The sequence below is a fragment of the Ruegeria sp. CDSA241 genome (assembly GCF_059611265.1).
The window spans coordinates 35,970-61,187 of the sequence record NZ_JBXWPF010000018.1; the positions used below are offsets into that span (position 1 = coordinate 35,970).

Sequence of the window (25,218 nt, forward strand, 5' to 3'; positions counted from 1 at the left end):
CAATGACCAACCCCGAACGTGGACGGCGAAGGCGAGGGCGTGGCGCTGATGCCGCGCCTGCGACCAACCGCAAGGTCGACTACCGCCAGCTGAGGAATCCATTCCCGGTGATGGAGGTGTTTCCGGCGGATCAGATCGCTGACATGCACGAAACCGCGCTGCGTTTGTTGCAAGAGTTGGGCATCAAGGTGCTGCTGCCTGAGGCGCGGAGCATTTTTGCCAAAGCTGGCGCGCGCGTTGATGTCGATAGCGAAATGGTTTTTATTGGTCGCGACATGGTCGAGGCTGCGGTGGCCTCGGCGCCGAAATCCATTGCCTGCCGGGCCGGTGCGTCGCACCGGGATTTCACGCTGGAACTGGGTAGCCTTGTGTTTCAACCGGGGGCAGGGGCGCCGAATGCCACTGATCTGGAACGCGGACGTCGCCCGGCGACCGGGCAGGACTATCTGGAATTTCTGAAGCTCACCCATCATTTCGACGTGTTCCAGATGATCTCGCCTCAGGTTGAACCGCAGGATGTGCCGACCCCTCTGCGGCACTATTTCACCACGCAGGCGCAGATGGAGCTGACAGACAAGTTCCCATTCTTCTTCTCGCGCGGGACACCGCAGGTGATGGATTGCTTTGAGATGCTGTCGACCGCGCGCGGCCTGTCGGATGACGAGTTTCAGGCCTCTCCGCACAGCTATACAATCATCAACACCAACAGCCCGCGTACGCTGGACATACCGATGGCGCAGGGGCTAATCGACTTTGCTCGGCACGGGCAGATGTCAATCATCACGCCCTTTACGCTGATGGGGGCGATGGCACCGATCACGGTGGCGGGGGCCATCACCCTGTCCCATGCCGAGGCGTTGGCCGCACTGACCCTGACGCAATTGGCACGTCCCGGTGCGCCTGTGTGCTATGGCACTTTCACCAGCAATGTGGATATGAAATCCGGTGCTCCGGCCTTTGGAACGCCCTCGCATTTTCAGGCCTCACTGGCGGCCGGGCAGTTGGCGCGGCATCTGGGCCTGCCGTGGCGCTCGGCTGCGGGGTCGGCTTCAAACATCAATGATGTGCAGGCGGCAAATGAAAACCAGTTTGGCCTGTGGGGGTGCCTGATGGCCGGGGCGACGGTGATCATTCACTCGGCGGGATGGCTAGAGGGCGGATTGACCGTGTCCTTTGAAAAACTGGTCTGCGACGCCGAAGTGCTGAACATGGTGGCCGAGCTGTGCACCGGGGCGCAGGCTGGCGAGGCTGAAATTGGGTTCGACACCGCGCTAAGCGAGGTCGAGCCCAGCGGACATTTCTTTGCATCCAGCCAGACGATGGACCGCTATAATACCGAATTCTATGAGCCGCATGTCCATGATTATGCCAATTTCGGCACCTGGGCCGAGCGTGGATCGTTGGACGCAAACAGTCGTGCGACTGGTGTATGGAAGGAGATTTTGGCCAATTTTCAGCCACCTGAGCAAAACAGCGACCAGATTGGCGCGCTGAAGGACTTTATTGCCAAACGTACCGAAGAGGGCGGCGCGCCGCCGGAGAGTTAAATGAATACGAAACCCATCCTGCACCGGGACGACCCGGAAGCTGAACCGCTGATCGGAAATGTCAAGGTCACGCGCGACGACTGGCTGAACGTGGCGTTGGATGTGCTAATCTCGGACGGGGTCGATCAGATCAAGGTGATGAATCTGGCGGAACGGATGGCCGTGTCTCGGTCGTCCTTCTATTGGTACTTCAAATCGCGCCAGGAACTGCTGGATGCTCTTCTGGCACGGTGGCAGGCCACCAATACCGCGGCATTGGTCGCGCAGGCCGAAGCTCCGGCAAAGACGATAACCGGTGCGGTGTGCAATGTGCATCGCTGTGTCGTCAATACCGACCTGTTTGACACCGCGCTGGATTTCGCGGTGCGCGACTGGGCGCGCAAATCGGGCAAGGTGCGGCGCGCGCTGGACCAGTCTGACGCCCGACGGTTGCTAGCGCTGCACGCCATGTTTGCCCGCTTTGGCTATTCCGAGGTCGAGGCGGAAACCCGTGCGCGCGTGCTGTATTACATGCAGATAGGATACGATCTAGCGCAGCTGAATGAACCGATGTCCACGCGGATATCAATGGTGCCGCATTATCTATATGTCTTCACCGGGGTCGAGCCGAGGCCAGAGGAAGTAGAAGAATTCAGCGCCTATTCGCGCCATCACTGGAAAGGAGAGCCATCATGAGTCAACCAGATGCAATCATCATCGGAACCGGTGTGATCGGGGCGGCCATCGCATTTGAAATGGCCAAGGCCGGGTGGAAAACCGTATCTCTGGACCGAAACGCTCAGGTTGGCCATGGCTCAACCGCCGGATCCTGCGCGATCATTCGGATGCATTATTCCACCTTTGACGGCACGGCATTCGCCTGGGAAGGCTATCATTATTGGCGCGACTGGGCCGAGTATCTTGGCCTGCCGCAAGGCGCCGATCTGGCCCAATTCCGCGAAACCGGCTGTCTGGTCATGAAGACCGAGGCGAACGGGCTGCTGGAAAAACACATGAAGAACAGCTCCGCGCTGAATTGCCCGTTCGAGGAATGGTCCCCCGAACAGGTCACCGACCGGCTGCCGGTCTATTCGCAGGACAGTTTTGCCCCCGCTCGTCGCATGGATGACCCCGAGTTTGGGCAGCCCAACGGACGCAAGATGCAAGGCGGCGTTTACTGGCCTCAAGCCGGGTATGTCACCGATCCGGCCCTATCCGCACAGAACCTGATGGATGCCGCCAAACAGCACGGGGCCGAAGTGCGGACCGGGGCCGAAGTGGTCGAGATTTTGACTGATGACGGGCGAGTTTCTGGTGTCAGGTTGGCATCGGGAGAAGACATTCATGCAAAAGTTGTGGTTAACGTAGCCGGGCCGGGTTCGGCCATCATCAACGGGATGGCAGATGTTCTGGATGACATGACCATTCAGACCCGCCCCTTGCGCCAAGAGGTCGTTCACGTCCCTGCGCCCGAGGGGTTTGACTTTGAAAATGACGGGACAATCGTGTCGGACAGCGATATCGCCTGCTATTGCCGGCCAGAGCATGGCAACCACATCCTGGTGGGCTCGGAAGACCCCGAATGCGACCCACATCAATGGTGCGAAGATGACGTAACCTATTATCGTGACTTTACCGACCAGTGGACGACGCAAGCGATGCGCTATGCCCAGAGAGTGCCCAGTCTTGGCATTCCTTCCAAGACCCGCGGTGTGGTGGACCTGTATGATGCGTCTACGGATTGGATTCCGATCTATGACAAATCCAGCCTTCCCGGTTTTTATATGGCCTGCGGATCCAGTGGAAATCAGTACAAGAACGCGCCGATTGCAGGCAAGATGATGACGGCGCTGATCGGGTATTGCGAAGACGGCGCGGATCATGACAGTGCGCCGCTACAATTTGAACTGCCCTATATTGGACGCACAATCGATGTCGGTTTCTATTCCCGCAAGCGCCCGATCAACAAAGAAAGCAGTTTTTCCGTTTTGGGCTAGCCGACGCGTCCTGATGCACTAGCATTCACGGGATCGAGTTGAGCCCGGACGCATAATGACCAAATCGAAGAACAAGGTTCTGATCCTCGGCAGCGCCCCCACCGCGCTGCGTGCGCGGGACTGGGCGCGTACGCCGTTCACGCATATCGTCGCTATCAACAATGCCTGGCGGGTCCGCGCAGACTGGGATTTTCTGATCCACCCCGAGGATTTCCCGACCAAGAACATGCCCACATCTGTCAGTGACATCCAGCGTATAGTCACTGCAAATGAATACGTTCCGATACAGAATGGTTTCGGTGGGTTTGTCTATGCCGGGGGAACGATGGCCTTTACCGCCGGATACTGGGCTTTGTCTGCATTACAGCCCTCGGTTCTGGCTTATTGCGGTTGCGATATGATCTATTCCGGACAGGGTCGGACGCATTTCTACGGCAACGGAGCCGCAGATCCGTTGCGATCCGATGTGACCTTGCGACTGCTTGAGGCGAAGTCGGCGCGACTAGGATTGTTTGCTGCGGCGCAGGGCTGTCGCACAGTGCGATTGTTCGAAGGGCCAAGCCGACTGGTTTACCCCTCGGTCGACAGCGAAGATTTGTCTTCGGTCGAGATGCCTTCTACATCGGGGATGGCTGAGATCATACGGTCGGAGTCGGATCTTGGATATTTCGTGGAGTCTGGCCGGTACTGGGAAGTTGAGACCGAGTTCGACCCGCAGAAGATCGATGCCATAGACCAGAGGTGGCTATCGCTCTATCCATCGGCCACTCAGCTCTGAATTGCTGTGGTAATTCTGGTTCAGGCCGCGAATGTCGCCCAGGCCCAGACCATTGCCACATAGGTCAGATTATGCATGCACTGATCCAGCCCGGCTGCCCGCCAAAAGGCTGCCTGGGTTGGCATAAGCTGTTTTTTGTCGGAATAGCTGGCTTTGGCAAAGTCGATGTTGAAATGAACGATCCACTCTAGCCCGGCAATGATTAGGATAAACGGCAGCGGGGTGCCGAATACCAAGAAAACCAACACCGACCCAATAACATGTACAGCGGCATGTTGGGCGCGTCCCCAGTGAAAATATTCGCCTCGGCCGGACAGCATCTTAGGCGTCTGGAGGTAAAAATCTGCAAACATATGTTTGATCTGCAATAAGCAGAGCATCAATAACACAGTGCCTAGAGTGGCAGGCAAATGAATCCTCCCGATATCGTCCTGAAGCAAACAGTAGGGGCTAATGTGAGGTTGCGCAAATGAACTTGTTCACATTCGGCAAATATCTGTTCAATTCGGAAACTATTTGCGTCTGCAGGCTTGATTGCGGTAAATTCAGACTGTTGAATTTACGAGAATTTCGTAAAGACCGGGTCAGTGATCCGCAGCAGGGGCAGGTTCCATAGAACGCACGATTTTCCGTTTTATCTGGAAATATTCAAAGCGCGACCAGCTGATTTTGCTGGCCGTAACCACGTCTTTGTTTCCGCTGCTATACCTGACGCTGGAACTGCCCAAGCGCATCATCAATGACGCGATCGGGGCTGCGACCCCTGTTGTTGATGTGCTGGGCTACAGCCTGTCGCAAACGAATTTTCTGATCATATTATGCATTGGGTTTCTGCTCGCCGTTCTGGCGCATGGTTTGATGAAAATGCGCATCAACACCATGAAAGGCATCCTGAGCGAACGGATGCTGCGCCGATTCCGGTATCAGATGATCAGCCGCGCCTTGAGATTTCCGCAACCCTATTTCGAACGGGTCAGCCAAGGCGAAATGGTGTCGATGATCACCGCTGAAAGCGAGCCGATGGGTGGGCTGATGGGCGATGCGATCAGCCAGCCGGTATTGCAGGCGGGACAGATGATCACGATACTGTCCTTCCTGTTCCTACAGAGCTTTTGGTTCGGGCTTGCTGCCGTTTCCCTGATCCCGTTACAGGCCTGGTTGATCCCAAAGCTGCAGCGCCAGATCAATCTGTTGAACAAAAGCCGCATCCAGGAAGTGCGCGTGCTGGCTGCACAGATTGGTGAAAACGCAGCAGGTGCGTCAACGCTGCGGGCAAATGGCGGCTGGCGGTATCGCCGGGCCATGATCTCGGATCAGCTGGGCCGGTTGTTTGAAATCCGCTTCGATATCTACCAGAAAAAGTTCTTTATGAAGTTCATCAACAACTTCATTTCGCAGCTTACCCCATTCCTGTTCTATCTGGTTGGCGGCATTCTGGTCTTGCAGGGCTCGGTCTCGTTGGGGGCGTTGGTTGCGGCTTTGGCGGCTTACAAGGACCTCAGTTCGCCTTGGAAAGAGTTGCTCACATATTACAACCAGACACAGGATATGTCCCTGCGCTGGGATGTTGTGATCGAACGCTTTGCACCCTCTGGAATGCAGGACGAAAGCCTGTTCGAAGGCGAGCCCGACAAACATCCCAGGCTGGACGGGGATATTGTTCTGAAACATGCATCTGTTCGTGACATGGACGGGAATCTGGTTCTGGACGACCTCGATCTGACATTCCCGGGCGGTAAAACCATCGGAATCGCTGCGCCCAGCGAAGAAGACCGGCGTGCGGTTTCGGAATTGCTGACCCGAGAGATCCTGCCCAGTTCCGGCAGGGTAACGGTCGGGCAGGAAGATTTGTCAAAGCTGCATCAGGGGGTCATTGCTGCGCGGATCGGTTTTGCCTCATCGCGACCGGTTATGTTTCAGGGAACTTTGGGCGACAATGTGATGATGCCGATGCGTCTTCGTCCTCTGTCGACAGAATCAGACGACCCCGGCTTTGCTGAAACAAGACGAGCGGGCAACAGTACCGACCCGTTTAGAGTTGATTGGCTGGACCCGTCGCTGGCTGGTTTGAACACCGTGGAAGACCTGCGCGACTGGTGGTTACAACTGATCGACGGTCTAGGTTCGGGCGCTGCCCTGTTTCAGCGCGGTGCTGAACAGACATTCGAAGCCAACGAGCACCCCGAGTTGGTCAGAAAACTGGTTGAACTACGGCCCAAAGTTCAGGAGGCGGTAGTCAAGGCTGGGCTGCAACAGCAGGCTCTGATCTTTGACCGCAATGCATATAATGCGGCCTTGCCGGTCGCGGAAAACCTGCTTTTCGCGACGCCCTGCGTTCCGGTCACTCAGGAAATACTGACCCGTCAGGGCGTGTTTTTGGGGCAGCTGCGCGAGCTGGGCTTGGACGAAACCCTGGTCAGCCTGACGCGCGATGTCATTGATATGTTGCGCCAGATATTTGGGTTGGACGGCACGGACCACCCGTTGTTCCGCAAGCTTGGCCTGCAGGCCGAAGTCTACGAAGCTGCAGTCGAACTGGTAGAGCGCACCCGAAACGAAGGTGTCAGCGGTCTGGATGATGGGCAACTGGCCAACCTTCTGGCGGTTCCGTTTGTCATCTCGGCAGAACAGATTGGCCCCGCGTTTACGGATGAATTGAAAAACCGCATACTTGAATTGCGGCAAAGCCACTCCGAAAAACTGCTGCAACATCTGAATGATGTCTTCGTGCCGCTGAAGGAAACCGAGTTTGCCCCCGGTCTGACCGTGATGGAGAACGCTTTGTTCGGTAAGGTCAGCCAGATCGGCGGCGCGCGATCAGATGAGGTCCGTAAGCTGATCGTTGATGTCCTTTCTGAAAACGGAGCCCGACCTTTGGTGGTCGAGCTGATTTACGATGTACCGGTCTCGCTGGGCGGGCAGAACCTGCCTGCGGTTTTCGCCGAACCTTTGGCCTTTACGCGGGCTACGATCAAGAAACCCGACATTCTGATCCTGGATAATGCTTTGGCAAGCTATGACATGGAAACTCAGATTGCGGTCTATAACAACCTGCGCGCCCTGTTGCCAAATGCGACGGTGATTTATCTGAACGATCAGTACGAAAACCCTGACGTATTCGACATGTTCATAGAAATAAGGCAAGGTCGTGTGGTTTCAGACGAAGGACCCGCCGACGTGGAAGAAGATAGCGCAGCATCAGCCGATTTGGCGCGCAAGCTTCGTGCGCTGGAACAGACGCCGCTGTTTTCCGGTCTTGACCGCAGGCAGCTGCGCCTTCTGGCATTTGGTGCGCGCTGGTTCCAGGCTCAACCGGGAGAGGTGGTGTTCCTGAAAGACGACCAGCCCACCGATGGGGCCTATGTCGTTTTGGAAGGCGAGGCAGGCCTGTATTTGCCGCAACCAGAAGGTCCCGATCAACTGATCGCAACGGTTGGCTCCGGCGCATTGGTCGGAGAGTTGGGGTTGATCCGAAAGGAACCCCGCGCCCTGAGCATGATCGCGGAAACCGACCTGTCTTGTCTGCGTATCGGTGAGGAAGAATTCCTGGCCGTGGTCGAAAACGATGCCGCAACCGCTTTCAAGCTGATGCAGGTGATCGCCGGCTATGTTTCGAACTAGGGGTTGGCTTCAGGTTTGCAGAACAGGTCGTATAGCAGCTGGATGACTTTCGCTGTATTTCCGTCCTGCAGGGAATAGTAGATGGTTTTGCCATCGCGCCGTGTCGACACCAGCTGTTCTTCTCGTAGGCGTGCCAACATCTGACTGACTGCGGCCTGCCGGATTTGCAGCAGTTTTTCCAGCTCACCAACCGATTTCTCGCCATCACCCAGATGGCACAAAATCATCAGGCGGCCTTCATGCGCCAGCGTCTTAAGGTACGCGGCGGCACGTGCTGCACTTTCCTGCATGCCGGGCGGAGTTTCGTCCGAATTCAGTGTTTCGTGGTCTTGAACTGTCACGTGCGTATTGGTTCCAAACTTGGCTTTGGCGCAATATGACTCAGAATTTCAGTACTTGTCACCCCTTTGCAGCAGGGGCACCGCCCTGAAAGGCGTTGCCGTTGGCATAGTCGCAAGGTTCTTCCTGCATCTGAAGGTGCAACCCATCGCCGGTATAGGGGTGTGAGCGGGCCAGATCTTCGTCCACTTCGATCCCCAACCCTGGCGCATTCGGTGCCACGACAAAGCCATTTTCAACGCGCAGTGAACCTTTGATCAAAGCGTCGTGATACGGCGTATCAATGGTTTCCAGCAACAGCAGATTTGGGATTGAGGCTGCCAGATGGATGTTGGCGGCCCATTCAACTGGACCAGCATAGAGATGCGGAGCCATTTGGGCGTTGAATATCTCGGCCATGGCTGCGACTTTCTTCATCTCCCATATCCCACCTGCACGCCCAAGGGCGGGTTGCAGGATTTCTGCTGCACCTGCGCGCAAAACTGCACCGAATTCGGCTTTGGTGGTCATGCGTTCCCCGGTTGCCACGGGTATTCGCACGTTGCGAGCGACGCGGGCCATGTCTTCGATCATGTCAGGTGGGGTAGGTTCTTCGAACCAAAGCGGTGAATAGGGTTCCAGCGCCTGACCCAGCCGGATTGCGCCTGCGGTGTTGAACTGACCGTGGGTGCCAAACAACAGGTCGGCCCTGTCGCCGACCGCTTCACGGATCGCTTTGCAAAAGGCAACTGACATCGAGATGTCGGACATAGCAGGCATATGCCCGCCACGGATCGTGTAGGGACCAGCGGGATCAAATTTTACTGCCGTGAAGCCGCGGCTCACCATTTCAGCTGCACATTCCGCGGCCTGGTCGGGCGAAGTCCAAAAGTCGGCCAGGTCATGCCGGGGCAGGGGGTAAAGGTAGGTGTAGGCCCGGATGCGTTGATTAACCAGCCCACCCAAAAGCGCATAAACCGGACGGTCGCGATCTTTACCCAGAATGTCCCAACACGCGATTTCTAGCCCTGAAAACGCACCCATTACGGTCAGGTCGGGGCGCTGGGTAAATCCGCTGGAATAGACGCGGCGGAACATAAGCTCGATGCTCTCGGGGTTCTCGCCGAGCATATGCCGTTCAAAGACATCCCGGATTACGTGACACATAGCTTCAGGTCCAATGGATGAAGCATAGCATTCGCCCCAACCGGTGACGCCTGTGTCGGTGGTAACCTTTACCAGTATCCAGTACCGGCCACCCCAACCCGGAGCAGGGGGGGCCGTGACAATGATATCGAGATCCTGCAGTTTCATAGGATATACTCCAGCCGGGGCTGCTTAGGCCCTGTCAAACATGATGACGTTTCGATTGGCCGATCCGGTTTTGGTATCCGCAATCGCCTCGTTGATTTGCGACAAGGACCAGCGGCCCGAGATCAGTTCATCCAGCCTCAGCCGCCCCTGTTCATACAGGTCGATCATCCAGGGAATATCACGTTGGATCACCACATCCCCCATCTTTGACCCGATCAGCCCCTGACCAAGTGCGGCCAGGACAACAGGTTCATAGCTTGCCATGTCGCCGGAATGGGGCATCCCGATCATGATGGCCTTACCGCCTCGGCCAAGATAGCGAACGGCCTGGTCATAGGCCGGGATTGCACCGACTGTGATCAGCACGGCATCGGCCCCTCGACCGCCAAGTGCGCGGTAAGCTGCCTTCCATGGTGCGTCCAAAGTGGCCAGAACGCCGTGGGTTGCACCAAATTCCTTTGCAATGGCCAGTTTGTCCTCGGTCATGTCGACCGCAACGATACGCCGGGCACCCGCAATCCGTGCGCCTTGTATGGCGTTCAGGCCAACGCCTCCGGCCCCGATCACGACGACATCCTGACCCGGGCGCAGACCGGCGGCATTCACGGCAGCGCCCACACCGGTGATTACCCCGCAAGACAGCAGACTGGCCACATCCTTTGGCAGGGCCTCGGGAATTCTCACGATCTGCCGGTGGCTGACCACGACTTTTTCGGCAAAAGCCCCGCACGCCATTGCTTGCTCCAGCGGGCCCCCGTCAGCGGTGCGCAACGGACCTTTTACAGTGTCGTGGGGTGTTTCACATAAGGTTGGCTTGCCACCCGCGCAGGAGGGGCAGGAACCGCATGCACGGATAAGCGTCACCACGACGGAATCGCCAACCTCGAACCCTTCGGTCATGCCGCCCGTTGCGGTGATCACACCCGCTGCCTCATGGCCATAAACAGCGGGCAGGAATCCACTCCAGGCGCCGCTGGCGAAAGAAATGTCGGAATGGCAGATTGCAACTGCATCCAGGGTGACCTCGACTTCGCCGGCGGCGGGCGGGGCGATCAGCACGTCTTCTATGACCAGGGGTTTGTCGAATGCCCGACATACGGCCGCCTTGATGGATTGCATGATGTCCTCGTATTCGGTTTTAATCACGGTGGCGCGGTTCGGAATGACCTGCAAGGCCGAAACCGTCATCGTCATGTCGTTGTTATGCAGAAATGGGGCGAGATCTGTAAAAGAGGATAAGGCCGACAATCATAAGGCACATGGCCAGAAGAAACGGCGCGCCGGGAAAATAGATGGCGGTGCCGGGCTTTGCGAACCAGGCAAATACGCTGCTCATGACCAGAGGGGAAATCACCATGGAAAGCGCGTGCAGTGAAGTTAGCACGCCCTGAAGCTCTCCTTGTTGCGAATCTGGTGTTGCGCGCGAGGCCAGAGCCTGGATTGCCGGGGTTGCGACTGCGCCGATAGCCGTGATCGGGATCAGCATCAGCGCGATTATTCCATTAGTCAGAAAAGCCAGAAGCAGAAAGCTGACAATCTCGAACACCATCCCGAGAAGGATTGTTACGCGTTCGCCGAGAAAACGTGTGGCGGGGCGTATCAATCCGCCCTGAACCGCGGCCATTCCAATTCCATAAAGACCCAGCGACACACCAATCATCTGGGGTGACCATCCAAAACGCTCGGCGGTGAAATAGGCCCAAATGGCCGGATAGACGTAGATTGAGACTGAATAGAGGAAATAGACCCACAACATCGGACGGATTCCCGGCAGCGCCGCGATGGCACGCAATGAATTCACGGGGTTAGCGCGGCGCAGGCTGAACGGGCGCCGGTTCTTATCGGTCACCGTTTCAGGCATCACCATCAAACCGACGCCGAATGTTATGGCCGAAAGCGCTGCGGCAGCCCAGAAGGGCGCACGGGTTCCATATTCGCTCAGCAATCCGCCGATGACCGGACCCAGGACAAAGCCAACCCCGAATGCCGCCCCTAACAGACCGAAGTTCGCAGCTTTTTCGTGGGGTTTCGACACATCCGCCATGAACGCCGCGGCGGTGGAATGAGTTGCGGCTGTGATCCCGCCGACGATCCGACCGGCAAGTAATAGCCAAATACTGCCAGCAAGCGCCATGACCACATAGTCCAGCGACATAACAAACAGCGATACCAACAATACACCCCTGCGCCCGAAAGCGTCAGACAGGTTGCCCAGGATCGGTCCAAAGATAAATTGCATCGCTGCAAAAGCGGTGCTTAGGACGCCGCCCCAGATCGCCGCGCTGGCCAGCGTACCACCCTGAACATCAATAATGAGCTCGGGCATAATGGGCAGCACAAGGCCAATCCCCATTGCATCAATCATGACAGTGGCAAGAACAAACAGGAAAGGTAAGCGCATGGGAACCGACAAAGAAAGTTTCGGGCACCCTATCGGGGGTCAGGTTCAGAGGAAAGCCGCAAGATTTCGCAGATCAGTCAAGAGTATCAAAGCCCTGCGCGATGTCGTCCAATAGATCGGCCAGTTTTTCAGGGTGCGAAAAGAATGGCGAATGAGAGCTTTGGATGGAATGGCGCATTCCCTCGGGCATGCTGAGGCTCATGATGTGCTGGTATTCAGGCGGGATGGTATGGTCGTCGAGTGTTCGGATATATGCTTTGGGCATATCCTGAAAATGTGCTGTCAGGGTAAGCCGTGCCTCCTGAGGTGCAATGGCCTGCGGGCAAAGCCGAGCCAGCGCATAAAGCAGGACCTCTTCCGGGCAGTCGTGGTAAAACAAGGCCTTCACGCTATCGGGTTTGACCGTATAGGACAGCCCGTCAGTCGATTTTTCGACGGCATCAACTATTGTTTGCCGCGGTGATTTCCGGCGCATCTCGACCATCGACAATCCGTTCTCGGGGACGTAGGCGGACAGGAAAACAAGTCCGCGCATCGCATCCGGTCTCAAATCGGCGGCGGCACTAATGGGGTATCCCCCCCAAGAATGGCCGACGATGATCGTATCCGATCTGCTCGCAGCCAGAACGGCGTTCCGGCAACTGTCCAGGGTCACCTGGTCGATCGACGTCGGGTCAGATCCGTGGCTGGGCATATCAATTGCGCGGACCGAATGGCCGCGTGTTTCAAGTGCTGGGATCAAATCTCTCCAACACCAGGCACCATGGCATGAGCCATGGACCAACAGAAAATCCGCCAAAGCAATGCTCCTTCAGATATGACCGATGCCAGTCAAAAAGTCTTTTAGTAGGGCCGCGTATTCAATGGGTTGTTCGACGCAGGGCAGATGGCCCGCTTTGCGTATCAATTCGAAACGGGCACCGGGAATAAGATCAATGGTTTCTTTTACTAGATCCGGCGGGGTAGAGCCATCCTCACTGCCCGCAATGCCCAAAGTCGGCAAACGCAGGCCACTTGTTGGCGTGTAAAAATCGGTTCCGGAAATGGCGGCGCAACATCCCAGATAGCCTTCAACAGGTTGCCGCACCATCATGTTGCGCCATAGCAGGTGCTGGGGCGACGCGTGGAATGCCCGCGAGAACCAGCGCTCCATAGTTGCGTCGGCTAGCATTTCGATGCCGCCGATCCGGACGGCTTCCATACGGTCCGCCCAAATCGCCGGGGTGGCTATTTTGGCCGCTGTATTTGATAGAACCAGCCCGCGAATCAAATCCAGGCGTTTGACGGCCAGACCCTGCGCGATCATCCCGCCGATGGACAGACCGACAAAAACGCAATCTCGGACCTTTAGGTGATCCAGAAGGCCTTCGGCATCGCGGATCAGCGCCCCCATCGAATAGGGCGCCTGAGGCGCCGAGGACAGGCCATGCCCGCGTTTGTCGTATCGAATGACTCGCAGCCCATCAGGCAGGTATGGCAGCATCGCATCCCACAGGCGCAGATCGGTGCCCAGCGAGTTCGCGAATACGATCGGCGCGCCTTGTGGGGCGCCGTCGATCCGGTAATGAAGCTGTACATCCCCAAGGTCAGCTATCTGCATAAAAATCCTTTGTCTTTGCATGCTGAACTGACACGCTGCCGGAACCGACGGCGGTTGTCAGGTCAGGAACTCCATAGCTTTGGCAAAGACGTCCGGGTCCGCATTGCCACCCGATGCGACAATGATAACGGCGTCTCCTTGAATTTCGGACCTGCGAAACAACGCTGCGGCCAGGGAAACCGCACCGCCCGGTTCCAGCACGATCTTCAGGCGCAGAAAGGCCAAAGCCATGGCGCGCATCGCCTCTTCTTCGGTCACAGACAGGCCGGGACCGCACAGCCGTTGCAGGATCGGAAAGGTGATGTCGCCGGGTTGCGGGGTCAGAATGGCGTCGCAGATATTGCCAGATGTGGCCGCGTTGTTCTTTATTCGTCCCAGTGCCAACGAGCGTTTGACGTCGTCAAACCCTTCGGGCTCGCAGGGGCGAGCGCGCAGACCGGGTGCGTGCCCCTCGAGCGCAAGCGCAATACCCGAGGTCAGCCCCCCGCCGCCGCAACAGACCAGCACATCAGCCTGTTCGACGCCCAGCACAGCCGCCTGGCGCGCGATTTCCAACCCGGTTGTGCCTTGCCCGGCTATCACAAGCGGTTCATCATAGGGGCGGATCAGGGTCAGGCCACGCTTGGCCGCCACGGCCTCCCCGATTTCTTCGCGGCTTTCATTGGAGCGGTCGTACAGAACCACCTCGGCCCCCAGAGCGCGCGTGTTGTCGATTTTGAGCTTTGGGGCATCCGAGGGCATGATGATAACAGCCGAAATACCATGCCGTGCGGCGGCATAAGCCACGCCCTGAGCATGATTGCCCGAGGAATAGGCGATCACACCTTTCTTTCGGTCTGCTTCACTGAGGCCCGAAATGGCCGACCACGCCCCGCGAAACTTGAAACTGCCGGTGTGCTGCAGGCATTCCGGTTTTACCAACACGCGGCGACCCGCGATTTCATCCAAAAACGGAGAGGTCAGGATTGGTGTTTCTCTGACGTGCCCTTGCAGACGCAGGGCTGCGGCTTCGATCATTTCAAGTGTGCTCATGCCGCGTCCAGTACTTTGCGAATAACGCCCAATGATTGAGGTTCGTCCAGAAACGGCACGTGTCCGCGATCGGGCACGGTAGCCGAGATCAACCCCGGATGCCGGTTCTGCATCTCGGCCAATGTCTGCGCGCTCAGAAGATCGGAATTTTCACCGCGAATGACACCCGTTGGGATGTCGTGCAGGGCCTCGAAGAATATCCACATATCCGGGATTGCCCCGGCTGCGGCCTGTTCCAGCAGCGCTGTGCGCAGGGCCGGATCATAGCGCAGGGTCAAACCCTCTGTCGTTTCCTGATTTTGAAATTCAGCCATCTGCCGCCATCTTTCCAGTGAAATCCCTGGAAACTGCGGGCCCAACACGTGCTGAAGCGCCTGCGCGGCCTCGTCATAGGTTTTCGAGACCGGTTGTTTGCCGACATATTCCATTATTTTGGCGATGCCCGATGGATTAAAGACCGGACCAACATCATTGAGCACAACAGCCGCCAGCCGCTTTGGGTGGGTGGTGGCCAAGGTCATCGCGATCAGGCCTCCACGTGAGGTCCCAATCACGGTCACCTGATCCAGGCCAAGATGATCCAGCAGATCAATCACGTCTTGAGATTCGCGTAACAGGCTATAGTTCCCGTGATCCGAGTCATGCTCGGATTGCCCGCGCCCGCGATAATCCATCGCGATCATCCGCCAATCGGTCATGTGCGGGGCAAGAAATGAGAAATCCCGGCTGTTTCGGGTAAGGCCAGCCAAACACAGGACCGGCCTGCCGCTGCCGGTGTCTTCGAAATAGAGGTGTTTGCCGTCGTTGGTCGAAAAAAAGGGCATCAGAATCCTGCAAGTTCCGGAATGGATGTCAGGTCGGACAGTACATGCGTTGGCTGCCATGGCAACCGATCCATTGGTTCGTTCGCACGGTTGACCCAGGCAGTGACGAAACCATAGCCACTGGCCCCCGCCGCGTCCCAGCCATTTGAGCTGACGAACAAGACTTCGTCGCGCTGGCAGCCGAACCTCTGTGCGACCAGATCATAAACCTTGGCATGCGGTTTGAAGACGCCGACGCTTTCGACCGACAGAATACCATCGAGAACGCCGCTTATCCCTGCGGATTGAACCGCACCATCCAGCATCGGCGGTGATCCGTTCGACAAGATCGCAGTCTGCATCCCGCCGGCCTTAAGGGTGGCCAGCATTTCGGGAACCTCGGGATAGGCCTGCAATTCCCAGTAGAGATCAAGCAGGCGCTGGCGTAGGGCTGGGTGCTGGTCCAGCCCCGTTGCCTCTAGTGCCCAATCCAGACCGTCCTGGGTGACGTCCCAGAAATCTGCATGTGCATCGGCCACCGCACGCAGCCAGGTGTATTGCAACTGTTTCAGGCGCCAGTGATTGGCCAGTTCCGGCCATTTCTGCTGCAGCGCCTCATTGCCAGGTTCCGATGCGGCTTGCCTTGCAGCGGCGGCCACATCGAACAACGTGCCGTATGCATCAAAAATGCAGGTTGTGATCGGCATCAATTCCCCTCCGTTCATTCGGTGCAGGTTTGCAAAAGTGCTAAGGGTTTACAATGTTGCTTCATTGCCTAGGTTTGACCGCTCAATTTTCTATCGACCGGAGGCCAAAATGACAGCGATAAAACAGGGCGACACAGTTCGCATCCACTATACCGGTACGTTGCAGGACGGGAATGTCTTTGACAGTTCACAAGGGCGCGATCCACTGGAATTCGAGGTGGGGTCTGGGCAGATTATTCCCGGATTGGACAGTGCTATGCCTGGTCTGGTGGCCGGGGACAAAAAACGTGTCGAGATCGCCTGCGTTGATGCTTATGGGCCGATCAATCCCGAAATGCGCCAGAGCATTCCACGCGAAGGTATTCCGGACGACATCCCGCTTGAACCCGGCACCCAGTTACAGATGCAAACGCCCGAAGGGCACGCATTGCCGGTAACTGTTGTCGAGGCTGATGAGGTGACCGTCACGCTGGACGCGAACCATCCTCTGGCCGGAAGGGACCTGATTTTCGAAATCGAAGTGGTTTCGGTGAATTGAGTTTCGTGATCTGGATCAACCTGAAAACAGGCTGGTCCATGATGCAAAGATCTCGCGTACATGCGGCTGAGTGAAGAATACAAACAGCATCAGCAGCATTGTTAGGGTCATCAAGGCGACGCGGCCTCTAAACCCCAGAAAACCCGGTTTTCGGCGGGAAACCCGCTTGCTGCTGGCAATGATTTGCTCTGCTTTGTTCATGCAACTATCCCTGCCTGCGAAAGATGGTCAAATCTTGGCACTGACAGGGAAAGAAATGGTCACATATGGTCCGGTTGAGGCATTCCCAGAACGTGGAAGCCACCATCAACACGAATAACTTCGCCCGAGGTGCAGGCCCCCGCATCCGAAGCCAGATAAACCGCGGTGCCGCCGACAGCCTCAAGCGTGGCATTGCTGCGCATCGGAGCGTTCTGGTCGCAGAACTTGAAGGTCTTGCGGGCCCCACCGATGGCCGCCCCGGCCAGTGTTTTCATCGGACCCGGAGAGATTGCGTTCACCCGGATTCCGTCAGGTCCAAGATCGTTGGCCAGATAACGGGTCGCTGATTCCAGCGCAGCTTTGGCCACACCCATTACGTTGTAGTTGGGCACAACCCGGTTAGACCCCTGATAGGTCAGCGTCAGGATCGTACCGCCGTTTTCTTTCATCATCGGATAGGCGCGGCGGGCCACTTCGATCAGCGAATAGGCCGAAATATCCATCGAATTCTTGAAATTCGCCCGGCTGGTGTCCAGGAACCGGCCTGTAAGCTCGGACTTGTCGGAATAGGCGATGGCGTGGACCACAAAATCAATGGTCGGCCAGCGCTGGGCCAACTCGTCAAAGGCACGATCCAGCGACTCATCATCAGTGACGTCCGCATCGACCATGAAATCGCTGCCAAGGCTTTGCGCCAGCGGTTCCAGCCGCTTTCCGAATGCCTCGCCCTGATAGGTGAATGCCAGTTCGGCGCCCGCTTCGTGCATGGCCTTTGCGATGCCCCATGCGATCGAACGGTCATTCGCCACGCCCATAACGAGGCCGCGTTTGCCTTTCATTAGATCTGACATTCCATTCACCCGTTATACTTTGAAAGAACCATGGACCCGTTCGTCCCACCAAAGCCGAAGCTGTTGGTCATGACGCTGTCCAAACCTGCATTTTCAACTAGCTGAGTTGCAATTTCTCCGGGCTGGATGCCCTCGGCAAGCGTGTCGACGTTGATCGACGGCGTTATAAAATCATGTTCCAGCATCAAAAGGCAGAAAATAGCCTCCAGCGCGCCAGCCGCACCTTGTGCGTGGCCTGTCATCGACTTGGTCGAGGAAATCGGCGGCACGCTACCCTCGCCAAAAATACGGCGCACAGCTTCGACTTCGCCGACATCTCCGACCGGGGTCGAGGTGCCATGGGCATTGATGTAGTCGACCTTGCGGCCTTCGGGCAGGGTGTCCAGCGCCAGACGCATGGCGCGTTCGCCACCTTCGCCAGAGGGGGCTACCATGTCGTGACCGTCGGAGGTTGCTGCAAAACCCGTCACTTCAGCATAGATTTTGGCGCCGCGTGCCAATGCGTGTTCCAGATCTTCCAGCACGACAATACCGCCTCCGCCGGATATTACGAACCCGTCGCGGTCTTGGTCGAATGCACGAGAAGCTTTTTCGGGCGTATCGTTGTATTTCGACGACATGGCACCCATTGCATCGAACAGACAGGACAAGGTCCAGTCCAGCTCTTCCCCGCCGCCCGCGAACATTATATCTTGTTTGCCCATCATGATCTGCTCTGCGGCATTGCCGATGCAATGCAACGAGGTCGAACAGGCCGAAGTGATCGAGTAATTGATGCCCTTGATCTTGAAGGCGGTCGCAAGGTTGGCCGAAATGGTTGAGCACATGCATTTAGGAACTGCAAACGGGCCGATCCGCTTGGTCGCGCCGTTTTTCAGAACGGTCTGATGCGCAGTCAGCATGGCGCTGGTCGACGGTCCGCCCGATCCGGCGACAAGGCCGGTACGTGGGTTGGCAACCTGGTCTTCGGTCAATCCTGAATCGGCAATCGCCTGGCTCATCGCGATATGCGCATAGGCCGCTCCGGGACCCATAAAGCGCAGGGTGCGCTTGTCCACATGTTCGCTAACGTCGATTTTGAGCGACCCGGCGATCTGGCTGCGAAAGCCATGTTCGACCATCTGGTCATTGGCCACGATGCCGGACTTGCCGGCCTTGAGTGAGGTCAGAACCTCTTCGGCATTGTTCCCGATGGAAGAGACAACTCCCAAGCCGGTGACAACTACTCGACGCATGTGCGTGCTCCTTATTTGGGGCCGGTCAGGCTCAGGCTTCGGACAGAACTACTTTCATGTCCTTGACATCGTAAATCATCTCACCGTCGGCTTCGACGATACCATCTGCGACACCCATAGTCAGGCGGCGGGTCTGGATTGCTTTCTTGAAGTCGATTTTATAGGTCAGCATCTTGCGGTCCGGGCGTACCATACCTGTCAGCTTGACCTCGCCCACTCCAACGGCCATGCCGCGCCCTTGCCAGCCGCGCCAGCCCAGGTTGAATCCGGTCAGCTGCCACAAACCGTCCAGGCCCAAGCAGCCGGGCATGATCGGGTTGCCGGGGAAATGGCAATCAAAGAACCAAAGGTCGGGCGTAATGTCGAATTCAGCGAGAATATGACCTTTGCCATGGGCGCCACCATCGGCCGAAATCTCGGTGATCCGATCCATCATCAACATCGGCGGGGCGGGCAACTGTGCGTTCCCGGGGCCGAATAGTTCGCCGCGGGCGCATTTCAGCAGATCGTCCTTGTCAAAGCTGCTTGGGAATTGGGCCATTCTGCGCCTCTCCTGCCAGGGGTCTTTCCATCTAATTTGGTCTCGTCTAGCACCCGTATGCAAGGTCCTGCAAGAGCAGTGGCCTACATCATGTTGTGTTTACATTATTCTCTGCGAATGAAATTCATTTGAAATTACCTGACTACAGCACTTATATATACCTCAGCAACAAATTGGTATTGGACTGATGACAGCAGATTGCCAGAGCATAGCCACAGGTTGGTTGGTTCACGCCGGATTGCGTCCGACGCGTCAGCGCGTAGCTTTGGCAGAGCTGCTGGTCGGTGATGGCCGCCATCGCCACGTCACCGCCGAAAGCCTGTTTGAATCGGCCAAACAGAACGGAGATGCTGTTTCTCTGGCGACGGTTTACAACACGTTGCGCGCCTTTTGCGATGCCGGGGTTCTGCAAGAAATTACCGTTGACGGATCGAAAAGCTATTTCGACACCAACACGCATGATCATCCGCATTTCTATTGGGAAGATGAGGGCCGGCTCAGCGATGCTCCGTCCGAACAGCTGGTCATCCAGCGTCTGCCCGACGCGCCTGAAGGGGTTGAGATCGCGTCAGTCGACGTTGTGATCCGTCTGCGTAAAAAGTAAACTTACGTCATCAGTCCGGTCAGGATGTGCTGTGCCTTTTCGCTATGCGGATCCAAAGGGCCTGTTGCATGCCGTGCCACAACAACGGGTTCTGCTGCGATTTCATCTGACACAGGTATGCTGACCAACGGCATCCCGTCATAGCTGGTCTTGGCAGGAATGTTGGCATAGCTGATGGCAACGCCTTCGCCATGCGCCGCGAGGCTGCGTTGGATCTCGGGCGACGCGGCCCGATGTGCGACATTGGGGTTCTGCCCAAGTTGACGGAAGAGACTCAGGAAATGCTGCGCAGATAGTCCCTCGTTCGATAGGATCAGGGGGTAGGCCACTACATCCTGCAATGATACCTGCGCCCGATTGGCCAAGGGGTGGCCTTTTGTCATAACCGCGATTGGTCGATTGGTGAACAAGGTGGTCGTGGAAAAGGCCGCATCCAGTGTCAGGCCATAAGTCAAGGCAAGGTCGATCTCACCATTGACGAGGCCGGAAATCAGGCCCTGAAATTCGTCTACGCGATATGTGATATCAACTTCGGGCATGTTCTGTCGCAGGCTATGCAAAGCCTTTGCCAGCAGGAAAGGCGCGAGGTCGTCGAAACAGCCCAGACGCAGGCGCGTGGTTGCGGTCCCGTCTGTTCCAGAATTTTCCAAACGTGCGGCACGTGTCAGCAGGGCCTCGGCGTTTTCAATAAAGCTGCGTCCCTGCGGTGTCAGCGCCATAGCCGCTCCGCGCTTTCGGATAAACAGCGGATAGCCCAACTGGTCTTCGACCCGGGTTAGCGCATTCGACAGGGCTGGCTGCGAAACATTTAGATGCAACGCTGCAGCAGACAGGCTGCCATGCCGTCCGATGGCGCAGACATATTCATATTGGCGTAGGGTAACGTATAACATTAGGTTAACTATACATTTCAAAGATATTATTTGAATAGATGGAAATTTCATGAGCAAATTCAGGTTAAATTCGAACGGAGGCGCAGATGGCACACCCCCTGGTTACGCAAGAGATGATTGACACATACCAACAGGACGGCGTGGTTCTGATCAAAGGTTTGTTCGCCGACTACGTGGATACGCTGCGTGACGGCATCGCGGCCAATATGGCTGAACCCGGACCATATGCGTCTGACAACCAAAAACAGGGCGAAACCGGTCTGTTCTTTGATGATTACTGCAACTGGTCGCGTATCGAACAGTTCCAGAACGTGATCCACAATTCACCGGCAGCCGAGGTCGCAGCGGATCTGATGCAGTCGCAAACCGTACAAATGTTCCATGACCATGTTCTGGTGAAAGAACCAGGCACGTCGATGGCAACGCCGTGGCACCAGGATGGGCCATACTATTTCGTCGAGGGCAGTCAGACGATCAGTTTCTGGTCGCCATTGGACCCGGTGACACAAGCCACCCTTCGTTGTGTGGCAGGTTCACATAGATGGGAGAAAGAGGTTCTGCCCACGCGTTGGGTCTCGGAAGAAGGGTTTTTCGCGGATGAAGGCCAGTACATCCCCATTCCCGACCCCGATGCCGAAGGTATGAGGGTGGTTGAATTCGAGATGGAACCCGGTGACGCGGTTGCCTTCAACTACCGTACGCTGCATGGCGCGCGTGGAAACCAGTCTGACAGCCGCCGCCGTGCTTTTTCCTTGCGGTTGGTTGGGGAGGATGCGCGATATGTGGAACGTCCGGGGCGCACTTCGCCTCCGTTTCCGGGCCACGACATGCAGCCCGGGCAGCGTTTGCGGGAAGATTGGTTCCCGGTTCTGCTGCGACGCTGAGCTGCCTAGAACCACTGCCCCGATTCGATGAGCCCCAGTTCCAACAGCTGCTGAGATGACCACTGGAACCGAGCCGAGTTGCGCCAGCGGAAACTGGGGATGTCGAAGGTCGACCCCGCGTTGCTTTTAAGCGCCTTGGCTGCGCGGAAGGAGCAGATCGCCGCCGTCAGATTGTGGTGCCAGGGGCAGGAATAGGTGTTGTACTCGGGCTCATTGAACGTGTGGTCGGGCAGTAACAACAGATCATTTCGCGATTTGAACAACCCGATTCTGTCGATGCGGCGGCGTTCATAGGGGATGTGATCTTCGAACCGCCAGCGCAATCCGCCGGATATGTCCAGCTGTCTTTCCAGCGGGTGTCCTTCAGCGTTGTGTCGGGCATGTGCGTAATACCCGGTGCTGTCCAGCATGGCTTGGTCAGGGGCAACCCCGTTTGGAAAGGCGCCCAAGTCATCAGCATACAGGTCGATCACATGGGTTAGCATGGCGTTTCGGCGTTCTTCGGTGTGAAAGGCCAGCAACTCGCCAATCGTGCGCGTTTCGCAGAAGGGGAAGAACAGGTATTCAGCGTTATAGCAGTAATACATCCAAAGGTCAGGAGCGGCCTGGATGACCTGATTAACCGTGTCAAAGACGACGGTTCTTGGTGCGCAGGTCAGTGTCACTCTGTGGATACGCTCGGTCAGTTCAGGATCCAGCGTAAAGGCTTCGGGCATGAACACGATCAGTGACTTGAAGCCAAGGTTCAGATGGTGCCGGATGGTACCGTCGATCTCGACATCGTCTTCGGCGAAGATCATCGCAATCGGACCTTTGGCCAACGCGGCCTTGCCGGATTGAAGGAAAGAAGTGAGACTGTCGTACTGCATTGCCTGTCCGGCCCCGTCCATCTGGAGTTTTCGGCCAAAATCGGGTAATCGCGCTGGCATTGCAAGCGGCGTTCGTTGGGTATAGATGACGCCGATCCCGCGAACGCAAAGGCCCAACCCCATGTCAGAACCCAAAAAGCTGTACATCAAGACCTATGGTTGCCAGATGAACGTCTATGACAGCGAGCGTATGGCCGAGACCCTGGGGGGGCAGGGCTATGTCGAAACCCAGAGCCCGGATGACGCGGATATGATTCTGCTGAACACCTGTCACATCCGGGAAAAAGCAGCCGAAAAGGTCTATTCCGAGCTGGGGCGTTTCAAAGGGTTGAAAGCCGAAAAACCCGATCTCAAGATCGGGGTCGCAGGCTGCGTCGCGCAGGCCGAGGGCGAAGAAATCATGCGCCGCCAGCCCCTGGTCGATCTGGTGGTTGGCCCGCAAAGCTATCACCGTCTGCCTGAGATGGAAGCCAAGACGCGCGAAGGCGCCAAGGCACTGGACACGGATTTCCCCGAAGAGGACAAGTTCGAAAAGCTCAAGAATCGTCCCAAAGCCAAACGTGGCCCCACCGCTTTTCTGACCGTTCAGGAAGGCTGCGATAAATTCTGTGCCTTCTGTGTCGTGCCCTATACCCGAGGCGCCGAAGTCAGCCGTCCGGTGGACCGTATCGTCCGCGAGGCACAGGATTTGGTCGAACGTGGCGTGCGTGAGATCACTCTGCTGGGTCAGAACGTCAACGCCTATCACGGTGCTGGACCGAACGGCGACATGACGCTGGCGGGACTGATCTGGGAGTTGAACAAGGTCGACGGGCTAGAGCGCATCCGCTTTACCACGTCGCACCCGAATGACATGGCCGACGACCTGATCGAGGCGCACGGCACCTGCGAAAAACTGATGCCCTATCTTCATTTACCGGTCCAGTCGGGTTCGGATCGCATTCTGAAGCGGATGAACCGCAGTCACACAGCCGAAAGCTATTTGCGTCTGATCGAGCGTATCCGCGCTGCGCGTCCGGATATTGTCATGTCTGGTGATTTCATCGTTGGGTTCCCTGAAGAAACCGACGAAGATTTTCAGGCCACCATGGATTTGGTCGAGCAGGTCAAATACGGCTACGCCTATTCGTTCAAGTATTCGACGCGCCCGGGAACGCCCGCAGCCGAGCGGTCTCAGGTTGATCCTGGGGTGGCGGATGACCGCCTACAGCGGCTGCAGGGATTGATCACGCGTCATCAGCGCGAAATTCAGGATGCCATGGTTGGACGCAAAGTCCGCGTTCTGTTCGAAAAAACCGGCCGGTTGCCGGGACAGATGGTGGGAAAATCTGAATATCTTCATTCGGTTCACGTCTCTGATGCGGATGTGGAAATCGGCGCGTTGCGGGACGTTTTGATCATCGGATCAGGTGCGAATTCTCTGGCGGGGCGGTTGCTCTGACCCGTCCTTTATCTGTGATGCGGATACCATCGCTGGTATTTGTTTCCAAGATTTACCCTTGATTTATCACTTGGAATTATGTTCCGAGAAAAGTCAGGTTTTTTCGGGGCCTAGGCTAACGCCTCCTGAAACGGCATATCAGTGCTGATCCTGGTGTCGGATCGGGATGACGGAGGGTGCGAGTGAAAAATTTGAGATTTAGTGCAGGGTCTAATATCAGGGTTGCCCTTCCCGCAATGGCCGCGTTGTTTCTGGTACTCAATTCCGCTGCCGCAGGGAATCTGGATCCGGATTTATCTGAACCGCCGGTAATATCGTCAGCACGTTATGGCAGCGATGTTAGCGCCTTCTATCTGGGCTTGACAGCCGGCTATTCGACCAGCGGCTCGGACCGCTTTGGCCTGACGACGCCTACAGATACGTTTGCTGTCGGCGAATTGGACCTCACCGGCAGTTACGGTGGTATTCGGGGCGGTTGGCGCGGTCTTCTGCCCGCAAAAGGCGGGCGTGACTACGTCTATGGGGTCGAGTTGGGCTATGATTTCGGATCTCTGGACGATGAAGTGTCGACGCAGATCGGAACCTCAGTCGTCAATGGCGGTTCAGAGATTTCGGATGTCATCTCAATTCGCTTCCGGAACGGTCTGACAAACCCAAGTGGCAGAGTGTTATACTTTATTTCCGTTGGTTACGTGCATGGCGATATAACCACGACCAGTTCGATTACATCCGGGGCAACAACCCAGTCCTTTCAGGATAAAGACAGTCGAAAAGGGTTCTCGGCCAGCATTGGCGCCGAGCACAAACTGAATGAGAACTGGTCGATCACTGGGGAATATGAATACGTCCGGTTCGATTCTGAAACCGTCGAATTTGACAACGGGTTTACGACCAAATCGACGCCCCGTTACCGTGGTTTGCGGTTTGGCCTGAACTATCAGTTCTAGGTTTGCCTGTATGGAACGTTCGCGGTGCCTCCAACTTGATCGGCGGTTTTACCATTCTGTACGGAAAATTTGAATCTCTGGCTTGCGCCCACCAAGAAATGTTGTCTACGCTTGGGG

General features: G+C 56.6%; 26 protein-coding genes. 10 read left to right on the plus strand and 16 right to left on the minus strand.

Annotated elements, in window-relative coordinates; genetic code table 11:
• Nucleotides 1-2 precede the first annotated feature (2 nt).
• Genes AC2FJV_RS15920 through AC2FJV_RS15935 form a run of 4 tightly spaced genes read left to right on the plus strand, consistent with a single transcriptional unit; the run spans nucleotide 3 to nucleotide 4,301 of the window.
• Complete coding sequence (locus AC2FJV_RS15920; protein ID WP_496694539.1) at nucleotides 3-1,547, plus strand: trimethylamine methyltransferase family protein; 1,545 nt, start codon at nucleotides 3-5, stop codon at nucleotides 1,545-1,547.
• Entirely contained in the window at nucleotides 1,548-2,222 is a 675-nt protein-coding gene (locus AC2FJV_RS15925; protein WP_282022267.1) for a TetR/AcrR family transcriptional regulator, read from the plus strand.
• Nucleotides 2,219-3,523 (plus strand): NAD(P)/FAD-dependent oxidoreductase, encoded by a 1,305-nt coding sequence (locus AC2FJV_RS15930; RefSeq protein WP_496694538.1) that lies wholly within the window; start codon nucleotides 2,219-2,221, stop codon nucleotides 3,521-3,523. The genes AC2FJV_RS15925 and AC2FJV_RS15930 overlap by 4 nt, the downstream gene beginning before the upstream one ends.
• 55 nt (nucleotides 3,524-3,578) lie before the next feature.
• Entirely contained in the window at nucleotides 3,579-4,301 is a 723-nt protein-coding gene (locus AC2FJV_RS15935) for a hypothetical protein (RefSeq protein ID WP_142639393.1), read from the plus strand.
• Nucleotides 4,302-4,321: 20 nt separating this feature from the next.
• Here AC2FJV_RS15935 and AC2FJV_RS15940 read toward each other — a convergent pair whose 3' ends face one another.
• A complete protein-coding gene (locus AC2FJV_RS15940) occupies nucleotides 4,322-4,711 on the minus strand; it encodes a DUF3307 domain-containing protein (protein ID WP_496714078.1) in 390 nt (129 codons plus the stop codon).
• Between the two features lie 214 nt (nucleotides 4,712-4,925).
• Between AC2FJV_RS15940 and AC2FJV_RS15945 the strand changes: the two genes are divergently transcribed.
• Nucleotides 4,926-7,922: an ABC transporter transmembrane domain-containing protein gene (locus AC2FJV_RS15945; RefSeq protein ID WP_496714079.1), complete on the plus strand. Its 2,997-nt coding sequence runs from the start codon at nucleotides 4,926-4,928 to the stop codon at nucleotides 7,920-7,922.
• Here the strand turns inward: AC2FJV_RS15945 and AC2FJV_RS15950 are convergent.
• The 9 genes from AC2FJV_RS15950 to AC2FJV_RS15990 all read right to left on the minus strand — a co-directional run bounded on the left by AC2FJV_RS15950 (nucleotide 7,919) and on the right by AC2FJV_RS15990 (nucleotide 16,097).
• On the minus strand, nucleotides 7,919-8,212 hold the full coding sequence (locus AC2FJV_RS15950; protein WP_142639497.1) for an ArsR/SmtB family transcription factor: 294 nt from the start codon (nucleotides 8,210-8,212) through the stop codon (nucleotides 7,919-7,921). The genes AC2FJV_RS15945 and AC2FJV_RS15950 overlap by 4 nt on opposite strands.
• Before the next feature lie 109 nt (nucleotides 8,213-8,321).
• Nucleotides 8,322-9,554 (minus strand): mandelate racemase/muconate lactonizing enzyme family protein, encoded by a 1,233-nt coding sequence (locus tag AC2FJV_RS15955; protein WP_271951557.1) that lies wholly within the window; start codon nucleotides 9,552-9,554, stop codon nucleotides 8,322-8,324.
• 24 nt (nucleotides 9,555-9,578) lie between these two features.
• Nucleotides 9,579-10,673 carry a zinc-binding dehydrogenase gene (locus tag AC2FJV_RS15960; RefSeq protein ID WP_496714080.1) on the minus strand — a complete coding sequence of 365 codons (1,095 nt, stop codon included), beginning with the start codon at nucleotides 10,671-10,673 and terminating at the stop codon, nucleotides 9,579-9,581.
• A gap of 82 nt (nucleotides 10,674-10,755) precedes the next feature.
• Nucleotides 10,756-11,955, minus strand: a complete 1,200-nt coding sequence (locus tag AC2FJV_RS15965; RefSeq protein WP_496714065.1) for a TCR/Tet family MFS transporter — start codon at nucleotides 11,953-11,955, stop codon at nucleotides 10,756-10,758.
• A gap of 73 nt (nucleotides 11,956-12,028) precedes the next feature.
• Nucleotides 12,029-12,754, minus strand: a complete 726-nt coding sequence (locus AC2FJV_RS15970) for an alpha/beta fold hydrolase (protein WP_496714066.1) — start codon at nucleotides 12,752-12,754, stop codon at nucleotides 12,029-12,031.
• Between the two features lie 12 nt (nucleotides 12,755-12,766).
• Entirely contained in the window at nucleotides 12,767-13,555 is a 789-nt protein-coding gene (gene pcaD / locus AC2FJV_RS15975; RefSeq protein WP_281973454.1) for a 3-oxoadipate enol-lactonase, read from the minus strand.
• Between the two features lie 57 nt (nucleotides 13,556-13,612).
• Nucleotides 13,613-14,587, minus strand: a complete 975-nt coding sequence (locus tag AC2FJV_RS15980; protein ID WP_496714067.1) for a threonine ammonia-lyase — start codon at nucleotides 14,585-14,587, stop codon at nucleotides 13,613-13,615.
• On the minus strand, nucleotides 14,584-15,411 hold the full coding sequence (locus AC2FJV_RS15985) for an alpha/beta fold hydrolase (protein WP_496714068.1): 828 nt from the start codon (nucleotides 15,409-15,411) through the stop codon (nucleotides 14,584-14,586). Before AC2FJV_RS15985 ends, AC2FJV_RS15980 begins: the two co-directional genes overlap by 4 nt.
• Complete coding sequence (locus tag AC2FJV_RS15990) at nucleotides 15,411-16,097, minus strand: haloacid dehalogenase type II (RefSeq protein WP_496714069.1); 687 nt, start codon at nucleotides 16,095-16,097, stop codon at nucleotides 15,411-15,413. The genes AC2FJV_RS15985 and AC2FJV_RS15990 overlap by 1 nt, the downstream gene beginning before the upstream one ends.
• Before the next feature lie 109 nt (nucleotides 16,098-16,206).
• On the opposite strand from AC2FJV_RS15990, the gene AC2FJV_RS15995 reads away from it, so the two are divergent.
• Nucleotides 16,207-16,635, plus strand: coding sequence for an FKBP-type peptidyl-prolyl cis-trans isomerase (locus AC2FJV_RS15995; protein ID WP_142639411.1), 429 nt, complete (start codon nucleotides 16,207-16,209; stop codon nucleotides 16,633-16,635).
• A gap of 15 nt (nucleotides 16,636-16,650) precedes the next feature.
• On the opposite strand, the gene AC2FJV_RS16000 is transcribed toward AC2FJV_RS15995, so the two are convergent.
• The 4 genes from AC2FJV_RS16000 to fabA are packed head-to-tail and all read right to left on the minus strand — an operon-like array spanning nucleotide 16,651 to nucleotide 19,463.
• Nucleotides 16,651-16,836, minus strand: coding sequence for a hypothetical protein (locus AC2FJV_RS16000; protein ID WP_142639413.1), 186 nt, complete (start codon nucleotides 16,834-16,836; stop codon nucleotides 16,651-16,653).
• Nucleotides 16,837-16,895: 59 nt separating this feature from the next.
• Entirely contained in the window at nucleotides 16,896-17,687 is a 792-nt protein-coding gene (locus tag AC2FJV_RS16005) for an enoyl-ACP reductase FabI (RefSeq protein ID WP_271951566.1), read from the minus strand.
• A 5-nt stretch (nucleotides 17,688-17,692) separates the two neighbouring features.
• Nucleotides 17,693-18,922, minus strand: a complete 1,230-nt coding sequence (gene fabB / locus AC2FJV_RS16010) for a beta-ketoacyl-ACP synthase I (protein ID WP_281973459.1) — start codon at nucleotides 18,920-18,922, stop codon at nucleotides 17,693-17,695.
• A 31-nt stretch (nucleotides 18,923-18,953) separates the two neighbouring features.
• Nucleotides 18,954-19,463: a bifunctional 3-hydroxydecanoyl-ACP dehydratase/trans-2-decenoyl-ACP isomerase gene (gene fabA, locus AC2FJV_RS16015; protein ID WP_142639419.1), complete on the minus strand. Its 510-nt coding sequence runs from the start codon at nucleotides 19,461-19,463 to the stop codon at nucleotides 18,954-18,956.
• A 187-nt stretch (nucleotides 19,464-19,650) separates the two neighbouring features.
• Here fabA and irrA point away from each other — a divergent pair, with 187 nt between their 5' ends.
• Nucleotides 19,651-20,067 carry an iron response transcriptional regulator IrrA gene (irrA, locus tag AC2FJV_RS16020; protein WP_142639421.1) on the plus strand — a complete coding sequence of 139 codons (417 nt, stop codon included), beginning with the start codon at nucleotides 19,651-19,653 and terminating at the stop codon, nucleotides 20,065-20,067.
• 2 nt (nucleotides 20,068-20,069) lie between these two features.
• Here the strand turns inward: irrA and AC2FJV_RS16025 are convergent, their stop codons facing one another.
• Nucleotides 20,070-20,960, minus strand: a complete 891-nt coding sequence (locus tag AC2FJV_RS16025) for a LysR family transcriptional regulator (RefSeq protein ID WP_496714070.1) — start codon at nucleotides 20,958-20,960, stop codon at nucleotides 20,070-20,072.
• Between the two features lie 86 nt (nucleotides 20,961-21,046).
• Here AC2FJV_RS16025 and AC2FJV_RS16030 point away from each other — a divergent pair, with 86 nt between their 5' ends.
• Nucleotides 21,047-21,844, plus strand: a complete 798-nt coding sequence (locus AC2FJV_RS16030; protein WP_271951572.1) for a phytanoyl-CoA dioxygenase family protein — start codon at nucleotides 21,047-21,049, stop codon at nucleotides 21,842-21,844.
• Between the two features lie 5 nt (nucleotides 21,845-21,849).
• On the opposite strand, the gene AC2FJV_RS16035 is transcribed toward AC2FJV_RS16030, so the two are convergent.
• Nucleotides 21,850-22,713 (minus strand): glycosyltransferase family protein, encoded by an 864-nt coding sequence (locus AC2FJV_RS16035; protein WP_496714081.1) that lies wholly within the window; start codon nucleotides 22,711-22,713, stop codon nucleotides 21,850-21,852.
• A 121-nt stretch (nucleotides 22,714-22,834) separates the two neighbouring features.
• Here AC2FJV_RS16035 and miaB point away from each other — a divergent pair, with 121 nt between their 5' ends.
• Together miaB and AC2FJV_RS16045 are read left to right on the plus strand one after the other, a co-directional pair.
• Nucleotides 22,835-24,154 carry a tRNA (N6-isopentenyl adenosine(37)-C2)-methylthiotransferase MiaB gene (gene miaB / locus AC2FJV_RS16040; protein ID WP_496694533.1) on the plus strand — a complete coding sequence of 440 codons (1,320 nt, stop codon included), beginning with the start codon at nucleotides 22,835-22,837 and terminating at the stop codon, nucleotides 24,152-24,154.
• A 236-nt stretch (nucleotides 24,155-24,390) separates the two neighbouring features.
• Nucleotides 24,391-25,101, plus strand: coding sequence for an outer membrane protein (locus tag AC2FJV_RS16045; RefSeq protein ID WP_281973462.1), 711 nt, complete (start codon nucleotides 24,391-24,393; stop codon nucleotides 25,099-25,101).
• Nucleotides 25,102-25,218: the final 117 nt, after the last annotated feature.